The 26353-nt window shown below is 50.1% G+C and carries 24 protein-coding genes and 6 tRNA genes; 10 read left to right on the forward strand and 20 right to left on the reverse strand.

The genetic code is table 11. From position 1 onward, the window contains the following. Positions 1-102: 102 nt before the first annotated feature. From BZG13_RS13655 to BZG13_RS13675, 5 genes are all read right to left on the reverse strand, one after another. Positions 103-179 (reverse strand) — tRNA-Met (locus BZG13_RS13655). A 28-nt stretch (positions 180-207) separates the two neighbouring features. Next, a tRNA-Cys gene (locus BZG13_RS13660) sits at positions 208-281 on the reverse strand. A gap of 235 nt (positions 282-516) precedes the next feature. Then, the gene (locus tag BZG13_RS13665; RefSeq protein WP_077487034.1) at positions 517-1086 is read right to left on the reverse strand and encodes an alpha-ketoglutarate-dependent dioxygenase AlkB family protein; all 570 of its coding nucleotides are present in this window, start codon (positions 1084-1086) and stop codon (positions 517-519) included. Between the two features lie 116 nt (positions 1087-1202). Continuing rightward, entirely contained in the window at positions 1203-1811 is a 609-nt protein-coding gene (locus BZG13_RS13670; RefSeq protein ID WP_077487012.1) for a 2OG-Fe(II) oxygenase, read from the reverse strand. Between the two features lie 121 nt (positions 1812-1932). Continuing rightward, positions 1933-3228: an NAD(P)/FAD-dependent oxidoreductase gene (locus BZG13_RS13675; protein WP_077487013.1), complete on the reverse strand. Its 1296-nt coding sequence runs from the start codon at positions 3226-3228 to the stop codon at positions 1933-1935. A gap of 297 nt (positions 3229-3525) precedes the next feature. Between BZG13_RS13675 and BZG13_RS13680 the strand changes: the two genes are divergently transcribed. The 7 genes from BZG13_RS13680 to BZG13_RS13710 all read left to right on the forward strand — a co-directional run bounded on the left by BZG13_RS13680 (position 3526) and on the right by BZG13_RS13710 (position 11585). Further along, positions 3526-4569: an ABC transporter substrate-binding protein gene (locus tag BZG13_RS13680; RefSeq protein WP_077487014.1), complete on the forward strand. Its 1044-nt coding sequence runs from the start codon at positions 3526-3528 to the stop codon at positions 4567-4569. 168 nt (positions 4570-4737) lie between these two features. Further along, positions 4738-5748: a low-specificity L-threonine aldolase gene (ltaE, locus tag BZG13_RS13685; RefSeq protein WP_069362232.1), complete on the forward strand. Its 1011-nt coding sequence runs from the start codon at positions 4738-4740 to the stop codon at positions 5746-5748. Between the two features lie 173 nt (positions 5749-5921). Next, positions 5922-8294: a Lon protease family protein gene (locus BZG13_RS13690; RefSeq protein ID WP_077487015.1), complete on the forward strand. Its 2373-nt coding sequence runs from the start codon at positions 5922-5924 to the stop codon at positions 8292-8294. Between the two features lie 223 nt (positions 8295-8517). Continuing rightward, positions 8518-8745 (forward strand): FeoA family protein, encoded by a 228-nt coding sequence (locus tag BZG13_RS13695; RefSeq protein ID WP_069362230.1) that lies wholly within the window; start codon positions 8518-8520, stop codon positions 8743-8745. Beyond that, positions 8745-11072 carry a ferrous iron transport protein B gene (gene feoB / locus BZG13_RS13700; protein ID WP_077487016.1) on the forward strand — a complete coding sequence of 776 codons (2328 nt, stop codon included), beginning with the start codon at positions 8745-8747 and terminating at the stop codon, positions 11070-11072. Before BZG13_RS13695 ends, feoB begins: the two co-directional genes overlap by 1 nt. After that, positions 11023-11244: a FeoC-like transcriptional regulator gene (locus BZG13_RS13705; RefSeq protein ID WP_069362228.1), complete on the forward strand. Its 222-nt coding sequence runs from the start codon at positions 11023-11025 to the stop codon at positions 11242-11244. Before feoB ends, BZG13_RS13705 begins: the two co-directional genes overlap by 50 nt. Positions 11245-11399: 155 nt before the next feature. Then, positions 11400-11585, forward strand: a complete 186-nt coding sequence (locus BZG13_RS13710) for a hypothetical protein (RefSeq protein ID WP_077487017.1) — start codon at positions 11400-11402, stop codon at positions 11583-11585. A gap of 57 nt (positions 11586-11642) precedes the next feature. On the opposite strand, the gene BZG13_RS13715 is transcribed toward BZG13_RS13710, so the two are convergent. The 5 genes from BZG13_RS13715 to BZG13_RS13735 form a co-directional block, all read right to left on the reverse strand. After that, a tRNA-Leu gene (locus BZG13_RS13715) sits at positions 11643-11729 on the reverse strand. A gap of 39 nt (positions 11730-11768) precedes the next feature. Then, positions 11769-11844, reverse strand: a tRNA-Gly gene (locus tag BZG13_RS13720). Between the two features lie 602 nt (positions 11845-12446). Beyond that, positions 12447-12523, reverse strand: a tRNA-Met gene (locus tag BZG13_RS13725). A 25-nt stretch (positions 12524-12548) separates the two neighbouring features. Beyond that, positions 12549-12622, reverse strand: a tRNA-Cys gene (locus BZG13_RS13730). Between the two features lie 238 nt (positions 12623-12860). Continuing rightward, positions 12861-13448 (reverse strand): TfoX/Sxy family DNA transformation protein, encoded by a 588-nt coding sequence (locus BZG13_RS13735; protein WP_077458642.1) that lies wholly within the window; start codon positions 13446-13448, stop codon positions 12861-12863. Positions 13449-13749: 301 nt separating this feature from the next. On the opposite strand from BZG13_RS13735, the gene BZG13_RS13740 reads away from it, so the two are divergent. From BZG13_RS13740 to BZG13_RS13750, 3 genes are all read left to right on the forward strand, one after another. Further along, the gene (locus tag BZG13_RS13740) at positions 13750-14337 is read left to right on the forward strand and encodes an LON peptidase substrate-binding domain-containing protein (RefSeq protein WP_077487018.1); all 588 of its coding nucleotides are present in this window, start codon (positions 13750-13752) and stop codon (positions 14335-14337) included. A gap of 135 nt (positions 14338-14472) precedes the next feature. Beyond that, positions 14473-15396: an HDOD domain-containing protein gene (locus BZG13_RS13745; protein ID WP_077487019.1), complete on the forward strand. Its 924-nt coding sequence runs from the start codon at positions 14473-14475 to the stop codon at positions 15394-15396. Between the two features lie 110 nt (positions 15397-15506). Further along, the gene (locus BZG13_RS13750) at positions 15507-16415 is read left to right on the forward strand and encodes a lysine exporter LysO family protein (RefSeq protein ID WP_077487020.1); all 909 of its coding nucleotides are present in this window, start codon (positions 15507-15509) and stop codon (positions 16413-16415) included. 59 nt (positions 16416-16474) lie between these two features. Here BZG13_RS13750 and ptsG read toward each other — a convergent pair whose 3' ends face one another. The 10 genes from ptsG to fabD all read right to left on the reverse strand — a co-directional run bounded on the left by ptsG (position 16475) and on the right by fabD (position 26335). Continuing rightward, positions 16475-17905, reverse strand: a complete 1431-nt coding sequence (ptsG, locus tag BZG13_RS13755) for a PTS glucose transporter subunit IIBC (RefSeq protein ID WP_077487021.1) — start codon at positions 17903-17905, stop codon at positions 16475-16477. A gap of 611 nt (positions 17906-18516) precedes the next feature. After that, positions 18517-19296 carry a TatD family hydrolase gene (locus BZG13_RS13765; protein ID WP_069362221.1) on the reverse strand — a complete coding sequence of 260 codons (780 nt, stop codon included), beginning with the start codon at positions 19294-19296 and terminating at the stop codon, positions 18517-18519. Between the two features lies 1 nt (position 19297). Further along, positions 19298-20290, reverse strand: coding sequence for a DNA polymerase III subunit delta' (holB, locus tag BZG13_RS13770; protein ID WP_077487023.1), 993 nt, complete (start codon positions 20288-20290; stop codon positions 19298-19300). Continuing rightward, positions 20287-20925, reverse strand: coding sequence for a dTMP kinase (gene tmk / locus BZG13_RS13775; protein WP_077487024.1), 639 nt, complete (start codon positions 20923-20925; stop codon positions 20287-20289). The genes holB and tmk overlap by 4 nt, the downstream gene beginning before the upstream one ends. Then, complete coding sequence (gene mltG / locus BZG13_RS13780) at positions 20922-21938, reverse strand: endolytic transglycosylase MltG (RefSeq protein ID WP_077487025.1); 1017 nt, start codon at positions 21936-21938, stop codon at positions 20922-20924. The genes tmk and mltG overlap by 4 nt, the downstream gene beginning before the upstream one ends. Further along, the gene (gene pabC, locus BZG13_RS13785; RefSeq protein WP_077487026.1) at positions 21932-22741 is read right to left on the reverse strand and encodes an aminodeoxychorismate lyase; all 810 of its coding nucleotides are present in this window, start codon (positions 22739-22741) and stop codon (positions 21932-21934) included. The genes mltG and pabC overlap by 7 nt, the downstream gene beginning before the upstream one ends. A 125-nt stretch (positions 22742-22866) precedes the next feature. Continuing rightward, positions 22867-24105: a beta-ketoacyl-ACP synthase II gene (gene fabF, locus BZG13_RS13790; RefSeq protein ID WP_077487027.1), complete on the reverse strand. Its 1239-nt coding sequence runs from the start codon at positions 24103-24105 to the stop codon at positions 22867-22869. Between the two features lie 92 nt (positions 24106-24197). Next, a complete protein-coding gene (gene acpP / locus BZG13_RS13795) occupies positions 24198-24434 on the reverse strand; it encodes an acyl carrier protein (protein WP_046075439.1) in 237 nt (78 codons plus the stop codon). A 157-nt stretch (positions 24435-24591) separates the two neighbouring features. Then, a complete protein-coding gene (fabG, locus tag BZG13_RS13800) occupies positions 24592-25326 on the reverse strand; it encodes a 3-oxoacyl-ACP reductase FabG (RefSeq protein WP_077487028.1) in 735 nt (244 codons plus the stop codon). Positions 25327-25393: 67 nt separating this feature from the next. Then, a complete protein-coding gene (fabD, locus tag BZG13_RS13805; RefSeq protein ID WP_077487029.1) occupies positions 25394-26335 on the reverse strand; it encodes an ACP S-malonyltransferase in 942 nt (313 codons plus the stop codon). Positions 26336-26353: the final 18 nt, after the last annotated feature.

The following is a 26353-nucleotide window of genomic DNA, read 5'->3' on the forward strand; positions in this document are numbered from 1 at the left end:
GGATGGAGCAGTTTGGTAGCTCGTCGGGCTCATAACCCGAAGGTCGGCGGTTCAAATCCGTCTCCCGCAACCAATTTTACACAGCATGGCGCTGTGTAAAATTGGTTGCGGGAGACGGATTTGAACCGCCGACCTTCGGGTTATGAGCCCGACGAGCTACCAAACTGCTCCATCCCGCGTCCGAATTATACTGCACTAAGAGAAACATGGAGGCGCGTCCCGGAGTCGAACCGAGGTCCACGGATTTGCAATCCGCTGCATAGCCACTCTGCCAACGCGCCTTAACGCTGCTGCCTCTTGAGTACGGGGAGGCATTCTACGGATTAACGTGATCGAGTCAACACTTATTATTTAAAAAAAGTGTCACCTGCCTGTTTTGCAAACGAAAACATCAAAAAACACCCAACTTGCTGTTGTTTTGGGCATTTTCTTGTGCTCGTTCTCACTAACCTCTTAAAACATCTCGTGTTAGCTCGTGGTTTTTTGCTCAATACACATCGACGCACGCAAAAGCTATTAAGTGACGCTATCATTATTGATCCAACGAAATGTTACGTTGATTCGCTCACTCGTCGGCTTTTGCGTTTTCGGCAAACTATGTTGCCAATGTGTTTGGGTTGTGCCTCTCATCACCAGCAAGGATCCGTGATTCAATAAAACCTCACGCTTTTCTTGCCGCTTAGGATGGCGAAAAAGAAAACGCCGGCTCGCCCCCAAGCTGACAGAGGCAATGGTAGGTTGCTCCCCCAGCTCAGGCTCATCATCTCGGTGCCACCCCATGTAATCGCTGCCGCTACGATAGCGATTTAACAGAACAGTGTTAAAGGAAGTCTGACACTTTGCCTCTACCCAGCCTTTGAGTTGGCGCAAGGGATGCGTCCAAGGCAGCGGCTGAAGCGTGAGTCCGCTGTAGGTGTAAGGATGATCACCATACCATGCCAATAAACGTGGCTGCATCACGGTGCGGCCAAACAACGAAATCGGCAATTGTTGCCAGGGGGTTTGCGCGAGTAAGGTTGAGAACAATGTATCTGCACACCCCGCTGATAGCCACTCAGGCCACCAATCCACCTGAGCATCAGGCATATCAGTGATCGGGTGGCTATCAAATGCCGCATCAGAAAAGAAACTTTGTTGCTCGGGAGAGCGAGCCATAAAACACTGCCTCGTTCAATACTGTTAGACAGTGAGTATGGCTGTCGTTAGCGGATTGGATCAACGCGCTGCCCGCTCATACCATTCAATCGATACCAGCCGGCAATACTAAAACGCTGTCTTTTGGCGGGAAGCACCTCATGAGGGAAAGCTTCGGATAAAAACGTCACCAATCGTCCCGCTTTCGGCCATAACGTTTGTCGATGGCTACCGTCGTGGTTGTAAATGACTATTTCGCCCCCGTCTTGTTCAGACCAATCTTCATTAAGATACAACACGGTGGTCACTTTACGGTTTGAGCGCCCTTCGAAGGCATCATAATGTTTGGCATAAAAGTCACCAGGGTTGTACTTGGCAAAATGCGCTTCATATTCAAATAGCCCCAAAAAAAGGTGACGATTGAATGCCTGCTGAAGATCGGCCATTTTTGCTAGTAATGCATCCACGGCAGGCTGGCGCCCGCGTTCTAACCAGTGAATTTTATCCCGACGAATTTGCGTATTAGTGTGCTGTTTTTGTTCGCGCCCAATCGTAGCTTGCGCCCATTGGGCGGGCAAGCATGTGCGTAAGTCATGCACCTCTTGCGCTGACAAAAATCCGTCGCACACACTGAGTCCATGTGTCGCAATATCATCGATGATAGCCAGGTTGCTCAACCACTTGTCTCCGCCTAGAAATGGAGACGTTACCTTACTGCGTTTAACCGGCAGGACAACATGCGTTGTTTATCGTGACCATAAGCATAACTCATCGATAGCGTCACTCTCTCTCAACATATCAACCAAGCAAATCCTCGAGTTTTGCTTTCCAAATCGCGAGCGCCAGCGCTGGGCTACGTAGCATTTTTGGCGTGGGTATCCAGCCATGTTTGAGGCGAGCAAACACATCAAAGCGACTGGCTTGGCCATAGATGGCCTCGGCAACCACTCGTCCCGCAATATTGGTTAATCCAACGCCATGCCCCGTATATCCATGTGCGGTATAAATATCATGGCCTAAATGCGCAATGTGCGGCATATAACTACGCGTCACAGCAAACATTCCGCCCCAGTGATAGTCCATCTTTACCTGGCCCAGTTGAGGGAAAACCTTAGTCATCCGATGGTGGAGCCGCTGCGCCGAATCCTTATACTCGCGATTAAACGGATGATTGACGCCACCAAACAATAAGCGCCCCTCTGCCGTGGGACGGAAATAGTCTAAACAGTTGTTGAGATCCGACATCGCCATGCGATTGGTAATTGGCATACGCTCACCAAGCGGTTCGGTCACAGCAATAAACGAGGCGACGGGCAGAACCTTGGCTTGTGATTGACGGTGTAAACCCTCTAGATACGCGTTACAGGCAAGCAAAACGCGGGGCGTATTCACTCGACCTTGAGGTGTGATCACCGCATGAGGTTGCCCTTTGACCAAACGTGTAGCAGGAGTGTGCTCATAGATTTTCACCCCCATTTGCGCCGCGGCACGAGCGAGGCCTAGCGTGTAGTTTAACGTGTGAATGTGCGCACTATTCGGATCGTATAATCCACCTAAATAGCGGTCAGTATTTGCAACCTCCGCCACTTGCGCTTTATCCCACCACTGGGCGTCTGGGTATTGATAACGCCCTTGCTTTAATGCATGCCAGCTTTGCAGCTCTTTTTGTTGCGCTTCGTTTAAAGCAAGCTCGATATAGCCCGGTTGAAAATCACAGTCAATCTGGTGATGCTGGATCCGTTCGCGAACGATATCAACGGCTTCCACCGATAAGTCCCACAACTGTTTGCCCCATGCTTGCCCATAGGTTTCATCAACTTCTCTCAGCCCAAGGCAATACCCCACGAGACACTGGCCACCATTGCGGCCAGACCCTCCCCATGCCACTGTTTGTGCGTCTAGAACGGTGACACTATAGCCACGCTGTCGTAATTCAATGGCGGCGTTCAGGCCCGTTAAACCCGCCCCAATAATACACACATCTGCCTCTTGTGTGCCTGCCAGTGTAGGAAATGACAGCGTTTGGTTTTGGGTTGCAACATAGTAATTTGTCGCCGCGTTGAAGTCATTATCAGGTCGAACCGTTTTGACCATGCTCTCAATGGTTACTCTTGTTATCAAAAAAGAAAAAGTACTAAAAAACCAGCAGTCTGGTTTCGCGCCATCACAGGCTCAGAGGCGGCAAATACTGGCACTGTCCTCCCTCTCTGACAAGCTATTATTCTCGTCACTTTACCCGGCCATTTGGGGGAGATGGCAACCGATATGCTAACGTTAGCAGGGTATTGCCCCCTATCAAGGTTGGTAAAAAAACTCGTTGACACTAAGGTCAAGTACAATATGATGCGCTCGACGTGTACTCGGCCAGTCAGCCATTGAAGGATCATGACAATGAAAAAAATGTCTCACGGAATCACCGCCACAACACTTGCGCTTTCAGCCCTCTTTGCAAGCGCCGTTCATGCAGACGATAAGGTACTCAACCTCTATAACTGGGCAGAATACATGCCAATGGACGTGATTGAAGCGTTCGAAGAGGAGTATCAAGTCGACGTCAATTACTCGACGTTTGAGAGCAATGAAGCCATGTATGCCAAGCTCAAACTCCTGAATAGCGAAGGCTACGATCTGGCATTTGCCTCGACCTATTTCATTGAGCGAATGGTCAATGAAGAAATGCTCGCCAACATTGATAAGAGCCAAATCAGTCATTTTGACAACCTGCGCCCAGGCCTACTGGGTCAACCTTTTGACAAAAATAATGGCTATTCGCTGCCGTATGTGTTTGGTGTGACTGGCATTAGCTACAACAGTGATTATGTCGATGGCAGTAAAGTGGCCAAGTGGGCAGACTTATGGCGCGACGACTTCAACGGCCAAGTCATGCTCTTGAATGATGTGCGTGATGTGTTTGGCATGGCGTTGAAAGCACAAGGTCATAGCATTAACAGCACCGAAGAGGCTGAAATTAAGCAAGCCTATGAATACCTCCGTGAGTTGCGCGACAACGTGGTGGTGTATAACTCTGATGCACCGCATGTGCCATTTGTAACCGGTGAAGTGAGCATTGGCCAACAATGGAACGGTAATGCTTACATGGCGCAACAAGAAATCGAAGGCATTGAGTTCGTCTACCCACAAGAAGGGGCGATCTTATGGATGGATAACTTTATCATCCCCAAAAACGCCGAACACAAGACCTTGGCACACCAGTTTATCGATTTTATGTATCGCCCTGAAAATCAGGCGAAACTGGTGGAAGAATTTGGCTATCCAGCCCCGAACACCAACGCGGCTGAGTACTTAGAGGCCGAGCTAAAAGAGAACAGCACCATCTTCCCATCCGATGAAGCGGTGAACAAAGGTGAGTTCACCAATGATGTCGGCGAAGCGGTGAAAATCTATCAAAAATACTGGCAGATGTTGAAAAGCTAATCGCGCGTCTGTGATAACAATTCTCCCCAAGGCCTCATACGAGGCCTTTTTTATTACCTAAGTCAATATCTCACGCTTGTCACTATTTTTAGTCAATAGGTTTTTGCTATGCTCAGACGTAAACACGCATTAATTCACTTAAATCACTGACGACAAGGACGTTATTCCATGATTGACTTTCGCTCTGACACCGTGACCCAACCCGATGCATCTATGCGAGACGCCATGGCTAACGCCCCTGTCGGCGATGATGTGTATGGCGACGACCCAAGCATTAACGCGCTGGAAACATGGGCGGCTGAACGACACGGTTTTGAAGCTGCACTTTTTACCACCTCGGGAACCCAAGCTAATTTATTGGCCCTGATGGCGCATTGCGAGCGCGGTGATGAGTATGTGTGTGGTCAGCAAGCGCACAATTACAAATATGAAGCAGGCGGTGCGGCCGTATTGGGCTCGATTCAACCCCAGCCCATTGAAAATGAGCCAGATGGGACCTTGTCTTTCGATAAAATCGCGGCGGCTATCAAGCCCGATGACTTTCATTTTGCCCGCACTAAGCTACTGAGCTTGGAAAATACCATAGGTGGTAAAGTCTTACCTCTGTCCTATTTAGCCAAGGCGCGAACATTTTGCGACCAACATCAACTACAGCTACACCTTGACGGCGCAAGGGTTTACAACGCGGCTGTCGCACTAGAAGTGGACATTAAGGCGATCAGTTGTCACTTTGACTCGATGACAATTTGTCTATCCAAAGGATTAGGCGCACCTGTCGGCTCACTGCTACTCGGCTCGAAAGCCCTGATCAGTAAAGCCCGGCGTATTCGTAAAATGCTCGGTGGCGGCATGCGTCAAGCGGGCATATTGGCGGTTGCTGGCTATAAAGCACTGACCGAAAACGTAGAACGCTTGGCGGAGGATCATGCGAATGCGCATTACCTCGCCAGTGAGCTGGAAAAACTGAACGGCTTTTCCACTAGCGGCTATCCTGTGCAAACCAACATCGTTTATGTCGATGTGGCCGAAACAATCAATCATACACGCTTGCAAATGCGGCTGATGGAAAAAGAGATCCGCGTCTCTCTGTCTGGCAAACCAGCCCGTTTGGTAACACACAAAGACATCTGCCGCGCAGATATCGATACCCTGATCGCCGCGATTAAGGCCTCTCACTAAACCGTTCCAACGTACGATCGCACCGGGCCTAGTGGCCCGTTTTGTACACAAAATCATCAGACAACTCAAAACTGTGACCCCATCACAGCTTTCTCCACCAAGGTCACTAAAACAATCACTTACAGCCGCTACACTGAAATAATCACCGACACAATGCCAATATGGGAAGCGCTATGGCTATCACTCCGCTAAAAAGCGATCGTTTATACCGTGAGTCCAGCTTAAAGCACAGTGACATCACTTCAACCAAACACCTTGCGCCGCTTGACGAGATTGTCGGCCAAGATCGTGCTCGTCATGCGGTTGAGTTCGCGATGTCCATCAAAGAGAAGGGCTACAACATCTATGCCATTGGCCAAAATGGACTGGGCAAACGCACCATGATGATGCGCTACCTCAACCAACACTGGCAAAGTGAGTCACCGGTTTATGACTGGTGTTATGTCGCTAATTTTCAAGAGGCGCGCGCACCAGAAGTATTGAAGTTGCCTGCGGGTAAAGGCAGTGAACTCAAAAAGCACATTGAGCAACTGATGGGCAAATTGGCCAACGCCCTGCCCATGGCGTTTGACAACGAAATGTATTACCAGCGGGCAGAAACACTCAAAAACCAACTCACAGAGCGCCAGCAAAGTGTGCTTCAAGGCTTAAGTGACACGGCAGAGAAAAACAGTGTGAGTTTGACCATCACGCCTCAGGGTGATTACCAATTTGTGGCCTTAAACGGCGAGGAGCCTCATACCGAGGAGACCTTTGACGCTCTCTCACAAGACGAGCAGATGGCCTTTGGCAAAGTCATCGATAAGTTGGAGACGGAACTGCGAGGTGTTGTTCGCCAACTTGGCGAATGGGAGTCTGAGTACGCGGAAAAGCAAAAAGCGCTGGACGAGGATATCGCCCAAGACGTCATCGCGACCCAAATGGCACCGCTTAAAAAACAGTTTGCTGACTTGCCTGACATTTTAGCCTTTTTAGACGCCATGCAAGCTGACATGCTCGAGCACCTTGATATTTTCCTTGAAGACAGTGAGGAGCAAGCTGCACTTGCGTATGCGGCGCTGGATAAAAAACTCCCTCGCCGCTACCAAGTCAATGTGTTAGTCAGTCAAAATGACGCACAAGCGCCGATCGTGGTTGAGGATAGCCCTAGCTACCACAATCTGTTCGGATATGTTGAGAATGCCACGTTTAAAGGCACGGTGTTTACCGACTTTTCATTGATTCGTTCAGGCAGCCTTCACCGCGCCAATGGCGGCGTATTACTGATGGATGCCATTAAAGTCCTCGAGAAGCCCTATGTATGGGATGGTATTAAACGCGCTCTCAGTAGCCGCCAGTTGAGTGTGAGCGCTCTGGAGCGAGAAGTGACCTTAAGCGGGACCGTGTCTCTCGATCCGGCGCCGATTCCTCTGGATGTTAAAATCATTTTGTTTGGCGACTACCAAACCTATCAGCTACTCCAACGCTACGATGCGGAGTTTATTGAGCTGTTTCGGGTCACCGCGGATTTTGAAGATGACATGCCGCGCACAGAGAGCACCGAGCAGCAATACGCCAAGTTCATTTCAAGCATTATTCATGACAGCCATTTGCTCCACTGCAGTCGCAGCGCCATTGCGCGTATTATTGAGCACAGTGCGCGACAAGCCGAGGATCAAAACCGCTTATCATTGCACTCCGCCGATATTGCTAACCTGTTGCGCGAGTCTAATTATTGGGCGAATCACGCTAACGCAAACAGTATTGGTGCCCTACATGTAGAAAAAGCGCTCGCCAGCCGCAATATGCGCGTGAGCCGCTTGCGTGACAGCATGATGCAGAATGTGGAAAACGGCGTCACACTGATCAACACACAAGGCACGGCGCTGGGTCAAATCAATGGCCTTTCGGTGCTGAGCACATCGGATTACAGCTTTGGCTTACCCAACCGCATCACCGCGACCACGGCGTTTGGGGAAGGAGAAGTGCTGGATATCGAGCGAAGTGTCAAACTCGGCGGCCGTATTCACTCCAAAGGGGTGATGATCTTATCGGCGTACTTGGCGAATTTACTAGGAAAAACGGACACCATCCCACTCAAAACCCATCTTACCTTTGAGCAATCATACGGCGGTGTGGATGGCGATAGCGCTTCCATGGCCGAGTTCTGCGCGATTTTTTCTGCGATCACGGATGTCCCACTTCGACAAGACATTGCCATTACGGGGTCGATGAATCAGTTCGGTGAAGCGCAACCCATTGGTGGGGTCAATGAAAAAATCGAAGGCTTTTTTGATGTGTGCACCCTAAAAGGCCCAAGCAGCACCCAGGGGGTGATCATTCCTACTGCCAATGTCCAAAACCTGATGCTCCGCAAAGATGTGGTACTGGCGGTAGAAAAAGGCGAGTTTCACGTCTATGCCGTCTCACATGTCAGTGACGCCCTGGCTTTATTAGCGGGACAGGCCGCAGGCTTTGGCCCTGACTGTGATAACGGGTCTGGACTGTTAGCCATCGCGATCGACAAACTGAATCAACAGCGAGCGGCACATCAACCCCAAAAATAATCGACACCCATCAGCCTAACTCAATACTGAATGCGGCCAATCGGCCGCTTTTTTATTCCGGCTTTTTCGCGGCACTTACATATCATTCGCCATATCAACCTTTTACTTTGTTGTGACACATCTCACGCTCTCCACTCGCCGCTTAACTTGATCCTACGCAAAAAACAGAGCCGTTTTTAAGCGTAATATGCAATGAAAACCATTCTTATTTGGATCTTGCACTATGAAACTGTCCACACTTGGTCGCGGCCAATCCGCGCGTATTACCAGTGTCCATCATGTGCCCGCGTCTGTTCGTCATCGTCTCGCGGTCATGGGTGTGATTCCAGGCACCGGCGTTGAGCTTGTCAGGCGCGCGCCATTGGGTGATCCACTTCAGATCCGCCTCGACAGTGAACAACTGATCGTACGTCGCGAAGTCGCCAAACTGATTGATGTGGAGGTAATCTGATGAGTTCACGCCGCATTGTACTTGCAGGCAACCCAAACTGCGGGAAAACTACCTTATTTAATGCGCTCACCGGCTCACAACAAAAAGTCGGAAATTGGGCGGGCGTCACTGTCGACAAAAAAGTCGGTACGCTGAGCCTCGACCACACCGAGTGTGAACTCACCGATTTACCCGGCCTTTATGCCCTAAACGCAGGCTTTGACGCCAGTATTGATGAGCAAATTGCCACTTACGCCATCGATAGCGGCGAAAACGATTTTATTATTAATGTCTTAGACGCCAATTGCCTAGAGCGCGGTCTATACCTCACCCTTCAACTGCGTGAACGCGGTGTTCCTATGGTGGTGGTAATTAACAAAATGGATTTGCTTGATCGTAATGGTCAACAACTCGACACCGCCAAATTACAAACGATGCTGGGTTGTCCCGTTTTAACCGTCACCGCATGCCAGCCAGCGACCGTCGACACATTGCGCCACCAACTCGCCCACCTGGCCACCCATTTACCCGTTTGTGAGGCAATGTATCTGAACTACGGTGCGGCATTAGAGAACTGGATTCAAAGCCAGCTTGGCGCCCGTTTTCTTCATGCAGCCGCTGCACAAGTGAATCAACGCGCGCACCTGCTTGAGTGCTTGGAGCGGGGCCGCTTGCCTGATGGTAGCACCGAGGCTGACCAGCAGCAGTTTACGATCGCAAACCAAGCCCTTTCAGACTTAGATACTGACATCGCTATTGCGGATACGCGCTACAGTGCGATTCGTGACATGGTTCACCAGGCTCGCCGCGAGCTTCGCCACCTCAGTCGCAATAATACCGAAAAGTTAGATAAGGTCCTTCTCAACCCCTTTTTATCACTGCCTATTTTGCTTGCTGTCCTCTATGCGATGTTTGTGTTTGCCATCAACATTGGCGGCGCCTTTATCGACTTTTTCGATATTGCCGCCGGCGCGGTACTTGTCGATGGTACCCATCAGCTTCTTGACGGCATACTGCCGACGGCGATTGTCACTATTCTCGCCGATGGCCTCGGAGGAGGTATTCAAACTGTTGCCACCTTTATTCCTGTTATTGCAGGCTTGTACCTATTTTTAACGGTATTAGAGAGCACAGGTTACATGGCACGTGCCGCCTTTTTATTAGACGGTTTAATGCAAAAAATGGGGTTACCGGGCAAAGCCTTTGTGCCCTTGATCCTCGGCTTTGGCTGTACCGTTCCTGCCGTGATGGCAACGCGCACATTAGAACAGGTTCACGAGCGCAAAACCGCGGCCGCGATGGCGACATTTATGTCCTGTGGCGCCCGCCTTCCGGTATACGCCCTCTTTGCCGCGGCGTTTTTCCCACAAAATGGTCAAAACCTTGTTTTCGGCCTCTACTTACTTGGCATTATTGCTGCGATCATCACCGGCCTGATACTGCGTCATACCCTTTATCCAGGGCATAGTGAAAGCCTGCTGATGACACTTCCAGACTACGAACTGCCGCGTGTGCGCCATGTGATGAGCAATACCTGGCAAAAACTGCGTCGATTTGTTCTGGGTGCCGGTAAAACCATTGTTATCGTGGTAACCATTCTGACCTTCTTTAACTCTCTAGGCACCGATGGGTCGTTCGGACACGAAGACAGCGAGTCTTCCGTCCTGTCGAAAACAGCACAAGTGATCACGCCGGCCCTATCACCTATCGGGATTGAAGAGGATAATTGGCCCGCTACTGTCGGGTTGGTGACGGGTCTGTTTGCCAAAGAGGCGGTGGTCGGCACCTTGAATAACCTTTATGCGCCCAGCGAAGAAGCGGAAGAAGAAGCCACACTGGGAGAAGCGCTGGTCGAAGCGGTTCAGAGCATTCCGGAAAACTTATTTGGCATTGATTATACCGACCCATTGGCTATTGACGTCGGTGAGATTGAAAACACCGAAGCCGCCGCACAAGCCCAAGAAGTCAGTATGACAACGTTTGATAATCTGCACCGTCAATTCACCAGCACCGCCAGCGTAATGGCTTATCTTATTGTTATCCTGCTTTATACCCCATGTGTTGCCGCTCTAGGTGCCTACACACGTGAGTTTGGTCGCCGGTTTGCCCTGTTTGTGGCGAGCTGGTCAATGCTGCTAGCGGTAAGCGGTGCCACGCTATGCTACCAATTCAGTCAGTTGAGTGTCGCCACCACGCCAGCCACACTCTACATCACTGGCCTTTGTGCCTTACTGATTGTCGTGGTAGCACTCATGCGCTATGTCGGCAAACATCCCCATTGGTTTAAGGAGACCTACTATGATCCTGCAAAAGCTCAAAGCCAGTGTCATTCAGGCGGGTGTCATTAGTCGCCTCGACCTCGCCAACCAATACGGGATCAGTCCTGATGGAATCGACGCCATGATGGCAACCTGGGTCAAACGCGGGGTGGTTATTCGACAATCGGGGCGTAAGGATCCGCAAGATATCCACTACCGTTTGGCACATCAGAATGAAATACAATGCTTCAGCATTATATAGCATCGTAGCCATCGCCATTTTACTAGGCAGCTTTTAAGCTGCCTTTTTATTACCTACCGTCTTCTCTCGTCCTCCCCTAACGTTGATGCACCTCACTATACCTCCTTGAGCACGCTGTTCTATGATAAAAAGAGAGCGATGTGAGGGTGTAAGCCATGAGTCGTTATCAAACCCAATCAAGCGAGGCACAGTACCAGCCCGGCTCTGGTGAGCAAGTGCTTAAAAATCATATTGGGGTGACGGAGCCAACCGAAATGGACGATATCGAGGCTCGCGGTGTAAATTCAACGCGGAGTGCGGTCTATTTTCTGCAAAATGGTGAAGCACAACGTGCAGACTGAGCGCGGAACAAAATATACAAAAACGGCGACCCTAAAGGTCGCCGTCTTGTTCATTAATGGTGCCCCGGGCCGGACTTGAACCGGCACAGCGCGAACGCCGAGGGATTTTAAATCCCTTGTGTCTACCAATTCCACCACCAGGGCACGCAATCTTTTCAGCCGCTTTCGCCACTGTTTTATATTTGGAGCGACATACGAGGTTCGAACTCGTGACCTCGACCTTGGCAAGGTCGCGCTCTACCAGCTGAGCTAATGTCGCTTTGGTTGCGGGAGGCGGATTTAACGCGCCGTGCAACGGCACCGACCGAAGGTCGTATTGACTTATTATCAATCGTTAAGTGCTTCTTCAGCAACCTAAAGTTGGTTGCGGGAGGCGGATTTAACGCGCCGTGCAACGGCACCGACCGAAGGTCGTATTGACTTATTATCAATCGTTAAGTGCTTCTTCAGCAACCTAAAATTGGTTGCGGGAGGCGGATTTAACGCGCCGTGCAACGGCACCGACCGAAGGTCGTATTGACTTATTATCAATCGTTAAGTGCTTCTTCAGCAACCTAAAGTTGGTTGCGGGAGGCGGATTTAACGCGCCGTGCAACGGCACCGACCGAAGGTCGTATTGACTTATTATCAATCGTTAAGCGCTTCTTCAGCAACCTAAAATTGGTTGCGGGAGGCGGATTTAACGCGCCGTGCAACGGCACCGACCGAAGGTCGTATTGACTTATTATCAATCGTTAAGCGCTTCTTCAGCAACCTAAAATTGGTTGCGGGAGGCGGATTTAACGCGCCGTGCAACGGCACCGACCGAAGGTCGTATTGACTTATTATCAATCGTTAAGCGCTTCTTCAGCAACCTAAAATTGGTTGCGGGAGGCGGATTTGAACCACCGACCTTCGGGTTATGAGCCCGACGAGCTACCAAACTGCTCCATCCCGCGTCCGTATTGTTTTAGCCAGAGTTCATGGAGGCGCGTCCCGGAGTCGAACCGAGGTCCACGGATTTGCAATCCGCTGCATAGCCACTCTGCCAACGCGCCTTGGCGCTTCACCTCTCGGCTAAGTGGTTTGAATTCTACATAAGTTTTTTCACCTGTCACGAAAAAATTATCATTTTAGCGTTTAACCGACGATTATTTATCCAAACATAACATTTCACTATTCTCTCGGCGCTAAGTGAGCACACAAAAGGCCGATCAACGTAGCGACGAACGCAACATTGACAATAATGCCAGCCCGATTGATCAGGGCTGGCACCTACCTACACTAGTGATTCACCTAGACATCCGCGAGCAGGCGTTCGCGTTCGTCTTTTTCAATCAGTTCCCAATGACGACCTTGCTGCGCACCCGCGAGCTTCCAAAGTAGATTGATATCGATATCTTTACCGTGTGTCATTTGCACTCGACGAAACATTTCTTGCGGCGCCATGCTGTAAAACGTTGATACGTCCTTTACACCCGACTTTTTTAACATCCTTTCAATAGTTAGACGTAAGTTGGGTAAATCCCGCAGCCGAAGACTGGATGCCGATACTTTCTGCGCTTTATCTTTGATCGCACGCTGTAACGACTGCTCAATCATCGCAGGCAAATCAGGATCATGACCTAAGTAGAGTGCGGTCACATCATAATAGTTAACCACCGCTGAGGTGCTTTTCTTCACATGAACAAATTTATCACACCCTTTAGCGATCAACTTGTCGGTGAGTTGGCCTCCCCCTCGTAGATAAACATGCTTTCCGGTAAGCAGCGCAAACATCGCCTCTCGACAGAAAAAGCCAATACCACCAAACATAGAGCGTTGCTCCATTTCCCCATAACTATCCAGAAAACGCATTAATTGGGCTTCAAATTGCTTCGCCATCAAAAACTCTCCTTCAGCGAATAGATGTTCATATCCAGCCGTCAGCCGGCCCATAGACATGACTGACAATTTAGTCAATGTGCATGATTATTTTAACGGGAGGAGGTTGCATCAAATGGCAATCAAATACTATGCATCTGATCACTTATCATTAAACAGTCCTTTCATTTAGTGTGGTTTTTGTCGCATTTACTGCAGACATCTTTTCGTTGTTAAATAAAGTCTTCGATGCATCTATGCTTAACTCATCGTTACGAGTGCGCTAAATTGAGAGTGATAGGCGAATAGTCAGGGAGCCGACATGTCGAGACACCCGCTGTTAATAGAAGCAAGTCATTTATTGCCTGGGGGATTGCACAGCTATGTGCTGTCTGAGTCATGTTACTTACAAATGCTCCAACAGGCAGGCGAACCACCTCGCCTTTTGGTCGCGATGAAAAATGAGGATGAAGGTCAGCAGCGGCCGCACACGATTTCTCCTATCGTCACGCTTTGCGAGATTGCAGACTTCAACCGTCATGGTGCGCATGAAATTGCGTTGACGTTACAAGGGATTGAAAGTGTCAAGGTGACTGCGATCGACGCGGGTGAAGGTGACGTCAATATGGCGCATTATACGCCGTTACCGAAATGGCAACGCCACACAGTTCCCGACCACTACCTCTATCTGAGTGAAAAGCTGCAGCAATATTATCGCTCGAATCCGACACGCCACGAACACTTCCAGTTAACGCAGTACGATGACATTGGCTGGGTCTGTCTTCGCTGGTTGGAGTTACTTCCTATCGAAGTGAAGCAGAAACAGCTTCTACTGTCCCAGCCGACTGCCTTATTGGTGGCCGAGTTTATTGATAAATTATTGCGGTATCCGCTTATTGACGACGACTAAGTCAGCGACAGATGAAGGGAGTTGTATAAATTATCATCAAAGACGCCAGCAGGCTCACCGATTGAGATAAAGGCGGTTCTCTTTTATTCTGCGTCCCATTACTATGCAGGCTGCTGACAAATACTATCAGGACTTATGGATCATCTTTCATTTTTTTGGGTCTCACCGGATCGTGATAAGTACTTACGTTCCCTAGAAACCGAGTTTTATAAGCGCGCCGTCGAAAGCATCCGCGTCAATCGTCTCTCCCTCCCCCCTTTACCGGATGCCGTTCTATCAATACAACAGGCCAGTAAGCGATCGGATACCACCATGCGGGATATTGCCAATCTCTTACTGGAAGATCCGAGTTTATGTGGGGCCGTGCTTAACGCCGCGAATTCTGCTTTGTTCGCGCCTCGCGCGACAGGCCAGTGCAAAGATGTTCAAACCGCCGTCTCTCGACTTGGCGTTGATCGCGTTTTAGGGATCATCACCGCCGCGGCCGTCTATCAACTTAAGAGTGATGCCTCATTTTCCAAGGCCTGCAACGCGCTATTGAAAAAAAGTGCGCAAAAATCCCGGGAGCTTGCCGCTGCGATGGCATTGGTGACGCAAAGAGTCAGGAACTACTGTGATGAGCCGCTTTCAGTGGAACCCGAAAAAGCACTGATAGTGGGTTTGCTTGCGGATATTGGCTTATACAGCGTGATAGGCGAGTTCCAACGCTTTATGAATCAGGGCCACTATCTAAAATTTGACATTGCCGAGCGCGTCTTCTTTTCACTGGCGGGCGACTGCAGTCGTCTTGTGCTCAAACAATGGCAGTTTGACCGTGACTTTATCGAAGTCGCCATCAACAACAAGCTTTACACCAAGCCACGCCCCGATATCACCTATTTAGATATCGCGAGAATGGCAAATCACTTATTAATGTTTCGCAATCAAGATGACGCGATAGAGGATCATGAGGTGGAAATCACTGCGCCTGGCGCAGAAGCGTTATATGAGCTATCCAGCCTCGACGACAAAGAGTTCTCGCGCCAGCTACACCAAGTCATGGACGCAAGCAGTATCTGACACAAACCAGGGTGGTCTTCCCTTTCACCACCCTTGTCTGATTTTATTGACCCACCTATTAACCGGTTGATAACCTCAAGCTCTACTTTCTTAACACCGAGCACAATCAGATGTTTTCAGGGATGCTACTCATCTTCTCGCCGCTTATTATCGGCTATTTAATCCCCATTAAGCAGGTGCGCTACCTCAACGCCGTCAATACCCTGACGATGCGGCTAGTGATGGTCATTTTAGTGCTGATGGGCTTAAGCCTCGCAGGCTTAGATAACCTCGGGCAACATATTTCCACCATTTTGTATTTCGCGGCCACTTTCTTTATTTGCATTGGCGCGGCCAATCTGCTTGCCCTGCCTGTTCTCGATAAGCTCTTCCCAACCGAGACCCATGGACACCAACATAAGCTGACCCTCAGTACCATGATGTCAGAGTCCGGTAAACTGATTGCCGCTGTGGCCGTTGGCTTAGTCGTAGGGCTATTGCTCAATCACGATCTGTCTTGGGTCGATACGGCCAGCGAAGGGATTTTATTACTGTTGCTCTTACTGATTGGCATTCAGTTGCGTAACAGTGGCATGACGCTTAAGCAAATCATCCTCAATAAAAGTGGACTGATGATTGCCGCTCTCGTTGTCGCTACCTCCTTGCCCGGTGGCTTGCTGGCGGCATGGTGGTTAGATATTCCCTATCATCACGGTTTAGCGATGGCCTCTGGATTTGGCTGGTACTCATTGGCGGGGATCTTGATGGGCGACGGACTGGGACCGGTTTACGGCGGAGCATCATTTATTCTCGAGCTCGCACGAGAGCTAATGGCGATTATGATTATTCCAATATTAATCCGACGCTACCCGCTCACCGCAATTGGATATGGTGGTGCCACTGCAATGGATTTCACCTTGCCGATCATTCAAAGCACTGGGGGTATTCGTTGTGTACCGATTGCCATTGTCAGCGGGTTTATTCTCAGTTTATTAGTCCCTGTTTTGATGTTGTTCTTTCTCTCACTCGGTGCCAACTAAAGAAAAAAGGGGTAGCAAGATGCTACCCCTTTTCATATTTGCTGGTTTAGCGCATGCAATTATTGGCTGCGCATCCAGTTATCCATTTCAGTACGCAGGTTGTCTGACTTGGTACCAAAGATAGCTTGTACGCCACCTGATACCACAACCACGCCCGCTGCACCTAGCTGCTTAAGCTTGTCTTGGTCAACAATTTCAGTGTCAGCCACTGAGACACGTAGGCGAGTGATACACGCATCAAGACCAGTGATGTTATCTTTACCACCGAATGCCGCTACCAGGTCGCCAGCAAGTTCAGAGCCTGTCGCGGTTGATACGTCAGCGACCGTCTCGTCTTCACGTCCAGGCGTTTTCAGGTCAAGGGCGCGAATCACCACACGGAACACGATGTAGTAAAGAACCGCATAACCAAGGCCAAGTAGCACCAGCGTTATCACGTTCTCAGCACGTGGCATTTGCACGATGAAATCGATAAAGCCGTTCGAGAAAGTATGGCCGTGAACAACGCCCAGTGCGTTAGTCAGCACATACGCTGCACCCGCCATAATGGCGTGGATACCATACAGTACTGGCGCGATGAACAGGAACGAGAACTCGATAGGTTCAGTGATACCGGTCAAGAATGAGGTCAATGCACCAGATGCCATGATACCCATGATTTTGGCACGGTTTTCTGGTTTGGCAGAGTGTGCGATAGCAAATGCCGCCGCAGGTAGACCAAACATTTTGAACAAATAACCGCCTGCCAGCTGACCAAAGCCGTTGCCCGCTTCACGCGTTGCATCGTTAGCGGTCAAGAAACAGGTCATGATGCCGTTTACTTGCTCGCCGTCGTTGTTCACACAGCTACCCGCTTCATAGAAGAAAGGCACGTTCCAGATGTGGTGTAGACCGAATGGGATAAGTGCACGCTCTACCACACCATAGATACCAAATGCGGTCACAGGGTTTTGTTCGGCGGCCCAGTGAGAGAAGGTAGCGATACCACTGCCGATTGGTGGCCAGATAACAGAAAGGATCACACCAAGCGCGATAGAAATGAAACCGGTGATGATTGGCACCGACCGCTTACCGGCAAAGAAGCCAAGGTAGTCAGGCAGTTGAATCGTGTAGAAGCGGTTAAACGTCCACGCCGCGACACCACCGGCGAGAATACCACCAAGCACACCTGTCTTGATTTCTTCAGCGCCCATGACTGGTGCCATGACATCCAGTGTCGCCACCATGATGCCGTAACCGACAATGGCAGACAGACCGGATACACCATCGTTATTGGTGAAGCCTAGCGCCACACCGACGGCAAACAGCAAGGCCATTTGACCAAATACAGACCCACCAGCTTGTTCCATCATGTGTGAAACAATATCTGGCATCCAGCTAAAGTTGGCTGCACCAACACCCAAAAGTATACCTGCGACCGGAAGCACAGATACTGGAAGCATCAGCGCCTTACCGACTTTTTGCAGGTTAGCAAAGAGGTTTTTTGACATAGTTCTTGCTCCTGACAAGGACGTTTAACAATGTGTCTCTGAAGACAGACCTTTCGATTCCCCCGCGAGAGGTCGCACGATACAACAGGTGCCCAGAGAACAAACGATTTGTGATTATTGAACTCACCCAAACTATAAGGGGCGAATCATCACCTTGCCCATCAGTAACGATTTTACTGATTAAAAAGTAAATATAGATCACAAACCGAACGGGTGACAAAAACAACAAAAATAAACGTAAGATTATGATTAAAAATGACTTTTTACACTGACAGAGGATAAAAAGACCGCATAAAAAAACAGCGACTTAAAAACCTCAAACGTTATTTTACGTAACGAAAAATCTCATGGGCACGATAAACGTTACAATGGCCACTTTTTCTTTATTTTCCATGTGGTTATGAGAAAATTGCGCCAGATCAAATTTCGAGCCGCATTCAGTGCAAAGCAACAACCTGAGGAAAAAACAACCGATTATTGACGACAGTATAGTCAGATCATCATCAAAACGACGCGCTTGATAGCGATAAAAAGCCGCGCTTTTTGTCGTTATCATTCATGGGTACATTCAGGTAGGAAAAAAGCCCGACTGAACAATCGGGCGACTTGAATTATTGCGGGTTTGCACCAGAAAAAAGCGCAAAAAAGTTACGGCTGGTGATGTCACAAACCGTTTCCACCGATTCACCTTTTAACATCGCGACGTACTCAGCGACTTCTTTCACATAAGCCGGCTGATTTTGCTTGCCACGATGGGGAACAGGTGCCAAGTAAGGCGAGTCTGTTTCAACCAGCAGGCGGTCAAGCGGGATGCGACGCACCACATCTTTCAGCTCTGTGGCTTTATTGAACGTCACTATTCCAGAAATTGAAATGTAGAACCCCATCTCAATCGCTGCTTGTGCCATTTCATAGCTTTCTGTAAAGCAGTGTAGCACACCGCCGACGCGCTCGGCGCCCTCCTCACGTAATATCGCAAGTGTGTCTTCACGTGCYGCGCGCGTATGGATAATCAAGGGTTTGTTGAGCTCAACCGCGAGGCGGACATGCTGACGGAAGATCGCTTGCTGCTGCTCGGCAAGCTCTGGCTGATAGTGGTAATCCAGCCCTGTCTCTCCCACCGCGACGACACGCTCATCAGCGGCTAAGGCTTTCAGTCGGTCATAATCGAAACCATTTTCAATATCCAAAGGATGCACGCCACATGAGGCAAAAACATGCGGATAAGGTCGGATCATGTCTAGCATCGCCGGAAAACTATCTAGCGTGACTCCCACCGAGAGAAAATAGTCGACGCCCCTTGCCTGCGCTTTATCTAAAACATCGGCAACATTCTGGTGCAGCGAGTCGTAATCCAGTTTGTCGAGATGGCAATGAGAGTCTATTAACACGTTATTCTCCAATCGATAATAACCACTGGCTAACCACCAGTTCGGTATTTAGCCCTGTATGAATTTGTAACTGGCGCTGTAATTGATGCAGCGCGCGTAATAATGAATGAGCTTGCTGAGTGGTCAGTGCATTGGCCACTTCCGCCACCCGTTGGTGATGATGCCGATGCACAATGGTTTGTCCCACACCTTGACGCCATTTAAGTACATCAAGCAGAAAATGACTGAGCCAGTTCAATGAAGCGGGATAGTGTGCGACCAAGACCTCAATAGTGTCAAATAAGCCCGCTTGCTCACACACATAGGTAGAAAACCCTTCCACCACAGCATGGTGATGATCTAACCCGCCCGATGCCACAAAGTCACTGGCAGCCAAGGGCGCGCCACGGTATAAACCCACCGCATGATCTGGCACCGAACGCTGTAATGCTTGCTCGATCCACGCCTTGGCTGTGTCAGCCTCCGCCTGCGGAGCCTTCCACACACTACAGCGACTGACAATGGTCGCAAGTAAACTATCCAGCGAGTCTGTCAACAATACGAAGTAACACCCTGAAGGTGGCTCTTCTAGCGATTTAAGCAACGCATTGGCCGCGGCTTCCCCTAAACGTTCGACACACTCGATAACAATAAAGCGCGCCCCGCCCAATTGCGACGTTTCCAGCGCTTGTCGTTGCACCTTGCGGACTGCATCGATACTAATCTGCTTACCGGGTTTCTCGGGGGCGAGCCAGTGAATATCAGGATGGTTTCCCGCCGCGAAAAGCTGGCAATGATGGCAATGACCACAAGCGCTATCGGTTTGGTCACTACACAGCCTTACCTTGGCAAGCTGGCTGATCAACGCGCGACGTCCGCTGCCCGGGGGCGCGGCCAACAAGAGCGCATGCGGAAACCTTGCACTGATCAATAGCTGCTGCCAATGCGCCCACACGCCTTCAAACCAGGGATAAACGCAAGGCGCGGGATATGCCAATGTTATCTTGTCACTCATACGCCTGTCTGCTGCTTAAGCCAGTTTTCTAGTGCCGTCTTAATCTGAGCGGTCACTGTGTCTAGCGACTGGCCCGCATCAATCACCACCACACTGGGATCGTCGTTTGCCAAAGCCAGATAGCGCGCTCGCGTGCGCTCAAAAAAATCAAGTTGCATTTTCTCAATCCGGTCCAGATCACCACGGCCACGCGCACGTGCCAGGCCTACCTCCGGGTCGATGTCCATATATAGAGTCAGTGAGGGAGCAAACTCTCCCAATACCGTTTCTTTGAGGCTCTGCATCAGCGACGTGTCCATACCCCGTCCCCCACCTTGATAAGCCTGTGATGACATATCATGGCGATCACCCACTACCCATTGACCCTTTGCCAAGGCAGGTTTAATCACATTTTCGACAAGCTGTACTCGGGCGGCATAAAGCATGAGCAGCTCGGCTTTATCCGTGAGCGGTTCATCCGGGTGGCCTTGTTTGACAAGCGTTCGCAACTGTTCGGCAAGCGGCGTACCACCGGGCTCTCGCGTGGTGATCACATCTTTGATGCCGACGTCGAGTAACACCTGTTTGATCTGATTGATGGCCGTACTTTTGCCCGCGCCTTCAAGGCCTTCTACAACGATGAAATGGTTCTTCATTGATTCTTCAACACTTTTAGATAATCACGCACGGCTCGATTATGTTCGGCCAAGGTGGTAGAAAATTGGTGGCCGCCTTTACCCGTGGCGACAAAATAGTAGTAATCCGTTTTTGCTGGCTGCGCCGCGGCAAAGATCGACGCTTTACCTGGCATTGCGATCGGCGTCGGTGGCAAGCCATTAATCACATAGGTGTTGTAGGGGGTTGGTGTGCGCAAATCACGCTTACGAATATTGCCCTCATACTTATCACCCATGCCATAAATCACGGTCGGATCGGTTTGCAAACGCATACCACGTCGTAGCCGGTTCACGAACACCGACGCCACCTTTTCACGTTCACTCGCCACCGCGGTCTCTTTTTCAATGATGGAGGCCAATATTAATAGCTGATAAGGGGTCTCAATAGGCAAGTCCTCGATACGTTGCTGCCAGGCCTGCTTCAAGGTCGATTCCATTGCACGCGCGGCGCGTTTTAGCAATGCCATATCGGTATCTCCCACGTCATAAGCGTAGGTTTCAGGTAGCAATAAGCCTTCCAATTTATCGTGACTGATCCCTAACGCGTCAGCAATGGCGGCCTCACTCATCCCGATTAATGTTTGTTCGAGATGCGGGGCTGATTGGATTTGATTACGCCACTGAGCGAACGTACTCCCTTCGACAAAGGTGATTTCATCTTGATATTGCTGGCCTGAACGCAGGGTCGCGAATGCCTCAGCCAACGTTTGTCCAGGTTGGATCTGAAAGGTGCCCGCTTGTACCCGAGTCAGCTCTGGATAAATCCGTGGCGCAAATTTCGACCAGATGCTTGACGCCATCCAACCGTTGTCTTCAAATTTTGCAATGACCTTATGGTAATGTGCACCGCTAGGTACGGTGAATAGCTGAGGCGTCTGCAAGCATAACGGCGTGGAAATAAACGCCTTCGTTTGCCAAAGTACCCCAGCGACTGAGGCCAAGACTATCGCCATCAATACGCTCATCAGCCCCAAAAATCGCTTTTTTAGCACGCGTTTAACCTCTGTTGTAATCGCCTTGTCAGCGTATGCGTTGTATAGCTTGTTTCATTGATGGATGTCACTGGCACCACCTTCATCAAGGTATTGCAAATAAACACTTCATCGGCACGCCATAGCGCCGCCTCATCGACCGCGACCGTTTTACATTGGTAGTCCGTGAAACCTTCAATCACCGCCATCACTTTTTCTCGCATTAATCCCGCCACACCGGCATAGGCTAAATCAGGTGTATAGATGACATGGTCTTGGCACCAGAAAAGGTTAGATGCCGTGGTTTCAACTAGGTTGCCAAACATGTCCGCGACCACGAAATCATCGGCCTCCGCGTCTTCCAGTGCCAGCTTTAGGCACACCTGCTCTAATCGATTGAGATGTTTAAGCCCCGCCAAAGGTGACGCACCAAGTTGTATGTGCGTCGTCGCCAACGCCACGCCATGCTGTTGCCAGTGATGATAATGGCGTGGATACGGATGCAGGCTGACAATCACGGTTGGCGACGAGCAGCCTTTAGGACTGTAACCGCGGCCCCCCTGCCCTCGGGTGATGATCACTTTCAACACCTGTTCATCCTGCGAATGCTGACACGCTTGATCGAGCATTGTCGCGAGTACCGACCAATCGACCCCGTGAATGGCTAGTCGCTCACAAGTGCTTTGTAAACGCAGTATATGGGCATCACGATCAAGTAATAGCCCCTGATACACATGGCCAGTGGTGAAACAGCCATCGCCAAATTGGAGTCCTCGGTCAGCGACCGCTAGTTCGCGACAAGGGTGTCCGTTTACCCAATACATCTATCAACCTCGACAGTCACTACTCTTACAGACAATAAAAACCTTACCGACAATAAAAAACGGCCCGAATCGTCGGGCCGTTACTATAGCAAACTCTTTTTAGGCTGTATAAACGCCGATGCGCATTACAGCTTTTTGAAGATCAAAGAGCCGTTGGTGCCACCAAAACCAAAGGAGTTACACAACGCGTACTCCATTTTTACGTCACGCGCTTCGTGCGGTACGTAATCTAAATCGCAACCTTCATCGACATTATCAAGGTTGATCGTTGGTGGTACGGCTTGGTCAATCAGCGACATGGCAGTGATAATAGATTCAACAGAGCCTGCCGCGCCAAGCAAGTGACCGGTCATTGATTTGGTTGAAGAGACCAACACGCTATCGGCTGCGTCTCCCATAGCACGACGAATCGCCTTGCTTTCCGCCACATCACCCGCTGGAGTCGATGTACCATGCGCGTTAACGTAGCCAATTTGTGCAGGGTTAATACCCGCATCACGAATCGCCGCTTCCATCGCCAGTGCCGCGCCAGAGCCGTCTTCACTGGGTGACGTCATATGGTAAGCATCGCCACTCATACCAAAACCGGCTAATTCACAGTAAATGGTCGCGCCACGTGCTTTCGCATGCTCGTATTCTTCAAGCACCATCACGCCTGCCCCATCACCCAGCACAAAACCATCACGATCTTTGTCCCAAGGGCGAGAAGCCGACTGTGGATCATCGTTACGTGTTGATAATGCTTTGGCGGCGGCAAAACCGCCCATACCAAGCTCGGTGGAGGCTTTCTCTGCGCCGCCGGCAACCATGGCGTCTGCATCACCGTATGCAATCATACGGGCAGCATGACCAATATTATGCAGGCCTGTGGTGCATGCGGTTGAAATCGAGATGTTTGGGCCACGCATGCCGTAGTTAATCGACACGTGCCCTGCAATCATATTAACGATGGTTGATGGGACAAAGAAGGGGCTGATTTTACGCGGACCCTTGTCCATATACGCACGATGGTTTTGTTCAATCAAACCAAGACCACCAATGCCTGAACCTATCGCGACACCTATACGGTGTGAATTATTGTCATCCACTTGCAATCCGGAGTCTTTAATGGCTTGCACACTGGCAGCAATGCCGTATTGGATGAACAAGTCCATTTTTCGTGCATCTTTTTTCGACATGTAGTCTTCACAATTGAAGTCCTTAACCATGCCGGCAAATTGAGTGGCAAAGTGAGTGGCATCAAAATGCTCAATCGCGGAAATACCGCTTTGCCCGGCTAGCAGAGCTTTCCATGAAGACTCAACTGAGTTACCCACGGGTGACAACATACCCATGCCAGTCACAACAACACGACGCTTAGACACGATGATATTCTCCGGAGAATATTAGTTTGGAAATTAGAATAGCTTAAAAAGAACACAGGCGGTCAAGGAGACCGCCTGGTAGGATTCTGAGATTACGCTGAAGCGCCGACAACGTAGTCGATGGCTGCCTGTACAGTAGTAATCTTCTCTGCTTCTTCATCTGGAATCTCTGTATCGAATTCCTCTTCAAGAGCCATTACCAGCTCAACGGTATCCAGAGAGTCCGCGCCCAAGTCGTCTACGAATGAAGCTTCGTTTTTCACTTCTGCTTCGTCGACACCTAGTTGCTCAACGATGATTTTCTTTACGCGTTCTTCGATGTTGCTCATATTAATACTAGTCCTTACAAGATTCGCAGATGCGATATGTGCTGTAGTTTATTCATTAATGTGGAAGTTGCAAGACCTCCACGGCTGGTCAAACCACGATTTGGGGACAAATCAATCGGAGTTTGACGTGTGTCATTCGAGATTGCAACGGCCTCGATCAAATCATGTACATACCGCCATTGACGTGCAAGGTCTCACCCGTCATATAAGCGGCATCATCAGAGGCTAAAAACGCCACCGTTGCAGCAATCTCTTTTGGATCACCCAAACGCCCTGCTGGCACTTGTGCCAGAGTCGCAGCGCGCTGTTCATCATTTAGCGCCTTGGTCATATCGGTTTCGATAAAACCAGGGGCGACCGTATTCACTGTGATGCCACGCGCAGCCACTTCACGTGCCATGGATTTGGTAAAGCCAATCACGCCTGCTTTTGCCGCCGCATAATTTGCCTGTCCCGCATTACCCATCACACCGACCACAGAACCAATATTAATGATTCGGCCACAGCGTTTTTTCATCATCGCACGCAATACTGCCTTTGATAAACGGAAGATCGACGTCAAGTTGGTGTCCATAATGTCCTGCCACTCGTCGTCTTTCATCCGCATCAATAGGTTATCACGAGTGATACCGGCGTTGTTAACCAGAATATCAACATCGCCAAATTCTTTTTTGATCGTATCAAGCACCTCTGCGACTGACTCTGTCGAGGTCACATTGAGTGCCAGGCCTTTACCGTTTTCACCGAGGTAATCGCTGATTGCCGCGGCGCCTTTTTCGCTGGTCGCCGTACCAATTACAGTGGCACCACGCTCCGCTAAAAGCTCTGCCGTGGCTCGGCCGATCCCACGGCTTGCGCCTGTCACCAGCGCTACTTTTCCGTCTWGTTTCATTCGGTTACCCTTTTAGTTGATTCTGCCGACATACGCCGCCAGTCACAAAGTGTCTTCGTAATACGGTTTATGCCTTCGCCGCGGCAAGGCTGGCGCTATCATTGACCGCCGCGCTACTCAACGCCTTGTTGATGCGTTTGGTCAAGCCAGTCAATACTTTGCCAGGGCCAAATTCCAATAGCTGCTCCACGCCTTCAGCCGCCATATGCTCGACTGTTTCAGTCCAACGTACCGGGCTATGTAATTGACGCACCAAGGCTTCTTTAATTGCAGCCGGCTCTATCGGCGTTGCTACATCTGCATTGTTGACCACAGGAACACGTGGTGCATTAAACGTGACCGATTCCAGTGCTTGCGCCAGTTTTTCTGCTGCTGGCTTCATCAGCGCACAGTGAGAAGGCACTGACACGGGCAGCGGCAATGCACGTTTTGCGCCCGCGTCTTTACACAGGGCGTTAGCACGCTCAACCGCTTCTTTATTCCCCGCAATCACCACTTGGCCTGGCGAGTTGAAGTTAACCGGTGAAACCACCTGGCCTTGCGCCGCTTGCTCACACGCTGTGGCAATTGCGTCATTGTCGAGGCCAATAATCGCCGACATCGCGCCAATACCCGCAGGCACCGCCTCTTGCATCAATTGACCGCGCAACTCGACAAGCTTAACGGCTTCTTTAAAATCCAATACACCCGCACACACCAAGGCAGAATATTCACCCAAACTATGACCAGCAAACATCATGGGCGCCGCACCACCTTGAGCTTCCCATACGCGCCAAATAGCAACAGACGCGGTGAGTAACGCCGGTTGGGTGCGATGGGTTTCATTTAAGTCCGCGTCAGGCCCTTGCTGGACCAATGCCCAAAGGTCATAGCCAAGCACGTCTGACGCTTCTGCAAACGTCTGCTGCACAACGCCATATTGTTCGGCGAGCTCCCCGAGCATACCCACGGCTTGCGAGCCTTGACCGGGAAAGACAATCGCGGTTGAAGAACGAGCTGTTGAAGACATAGCTGTTTTCCTATTTAT

The organism is Salinivibrio sp. ML323 (assembly GCF_001995745.1).
GTDB lineage: Bacteria > Pseudomonadota > Gammaproteobacteria > Enterobacterales > Vibrionaceae > Salinivibrio > Salinivibrio kushneri.

What these genes read in the sequence shown, in the direction of transcription:
- BZG13_RS13665 (WP_077487034.1), bottom strand. Translation starts at nt 1,086, where the DNA reads ATGCCTGATGCTCAGGTGGATTGGTGGCCTGAGTGGCTATCAGCGGGG.
- BZG13_RS13675 (WP_077487013.1), bottom strand. Translation starts at nt 3,228, where the DNA reads ATGGTCAAAACGGTTCGACCTGATAATGACTTCAACGCGGCGACAAAT.
- BZG13_RS13680 (WP_077487014.1), top strand. Translation starts at nt 3,526, where the DNA reads ATGAAAAAAATGTCTCACGGAATCACCGCCACAACACTTGCGCTTTCA.
- ltaE (WP_069362232.1), top strand. Translation starts at nt 4,738, where the DNA reads ATGATTGACTTTCGCTCTGACACCGTGACCCAACCCGATGCATCTATG.
- BZG13_RS13690 (WP_077487015.1), top strand. Translation starts at nt 5,922, where the DNA reads ATGGCTATCACTCCGCTAAAAAGCGATCGTTTATACCGTGAGTCCAGC.
- BZG13_RS13695 (WP_069362230.1), top strand. Translation starts at nt 8,518, where the DNA reads ATGAAACTGTCCACACTTGGTCGCGGCCAATCCGCGCGTATTACCAGT.
- feoB (WP_077487016.1), top strand. Translation starts at nt 8,745, where the DNA reads ATGAGTTCACGCCGCATTGTACTTGCAGGCAACCCAAACTGCGGGAAA.
- BZG13_RS13705 (WP_069362228.1), top strand. Translation starts at nt 11,023, where the DNA reads ATGATCCTGCAAAAGCTCAAAGCCAGTGTCATTCAGGCGGGTGTCATT.
- BZG13_RS13710 (WP_077487017.1), top strand. Translation starts at nt 11,400, where the DNA reads ATGAGTCGTTATCAAACCCAATCAAGCGAGGCACAGTACCAGCCCGGC.
- BZG13_RS13735 (WP_077458642.1), bottom strand. Translation starts at nt 13,448, where the DNA reads ATGGCGAAGCAATTTGAAGCCCAATTAATGCGTTTTCTGGATAGTTAT.
- BZG13_RS13740 (WP_077487018.1), top strand. Translation starts at nt 13,750, where the DNA reads ATGTCGAGACACCCGCTGTTAATAGAAGCAAGTCATTTATTGCCTGGG.
- BZG13_RS13745 (WP_077487019.1), top strand. Translation starts at nt 14,473, where the DNA reads ATGGATCATCTTTCATTTTTTTGGGTCTCACCGGATCGTGATAAGTAC.
- BZG13_RS13750 (WP_077487020.1), top strand. Translation starts at nt 15,507, where the DNA reads ATGTTTTCAGGGATGCTACTCATCTTCTCGCCGCTTATTATCGGCTAT.
- ptsG (WP_077487021.1), bottom strand. Translation starts at nt 17,905, where the DNA reads ATGTCAAAAAACCTCTTTGCTAACCTGCAAAAAGTCGGTAAGGCGCTG.
- holB (WP_077487023.1), bottom strand. Translation starts at nt 20,290, where the DNA reads ATGAGTGACAAGATAACATTGGCATATCCCGCGCCTTGCGTTTATCCC.
- tmk (WP_077487024.1), bottom strand. Translation starts at nt 20,925, where the DNA reads ATGAAGAACCATTTCATCGTTGTAGAAGGCCTTGAAGGCGCGGGCAAA.
- pabC (WP_077487026.1), bottom strand. Translation starts at nt 22,741, where the DNA reads ATGTATTGGGTAAACGGACACCCTTGTCGCGAACTAGCGGTCGCTGAC.
- acpP (WP_046075439.1), bottom strand. Translation starts at nt 24,434, where the DNA reads ATGAGCAACATCGAAGAACGCGTAAAGAAAATCATCGTTGAGCAACTA.
- fabD (WP_077487029.1), bottom strand. Translation starts at nt 26,335, where the DNA reads ATGTCTTCAACAGCTCGTTCTTCAACCGCGATTGTCTTTCCCGGTCAA.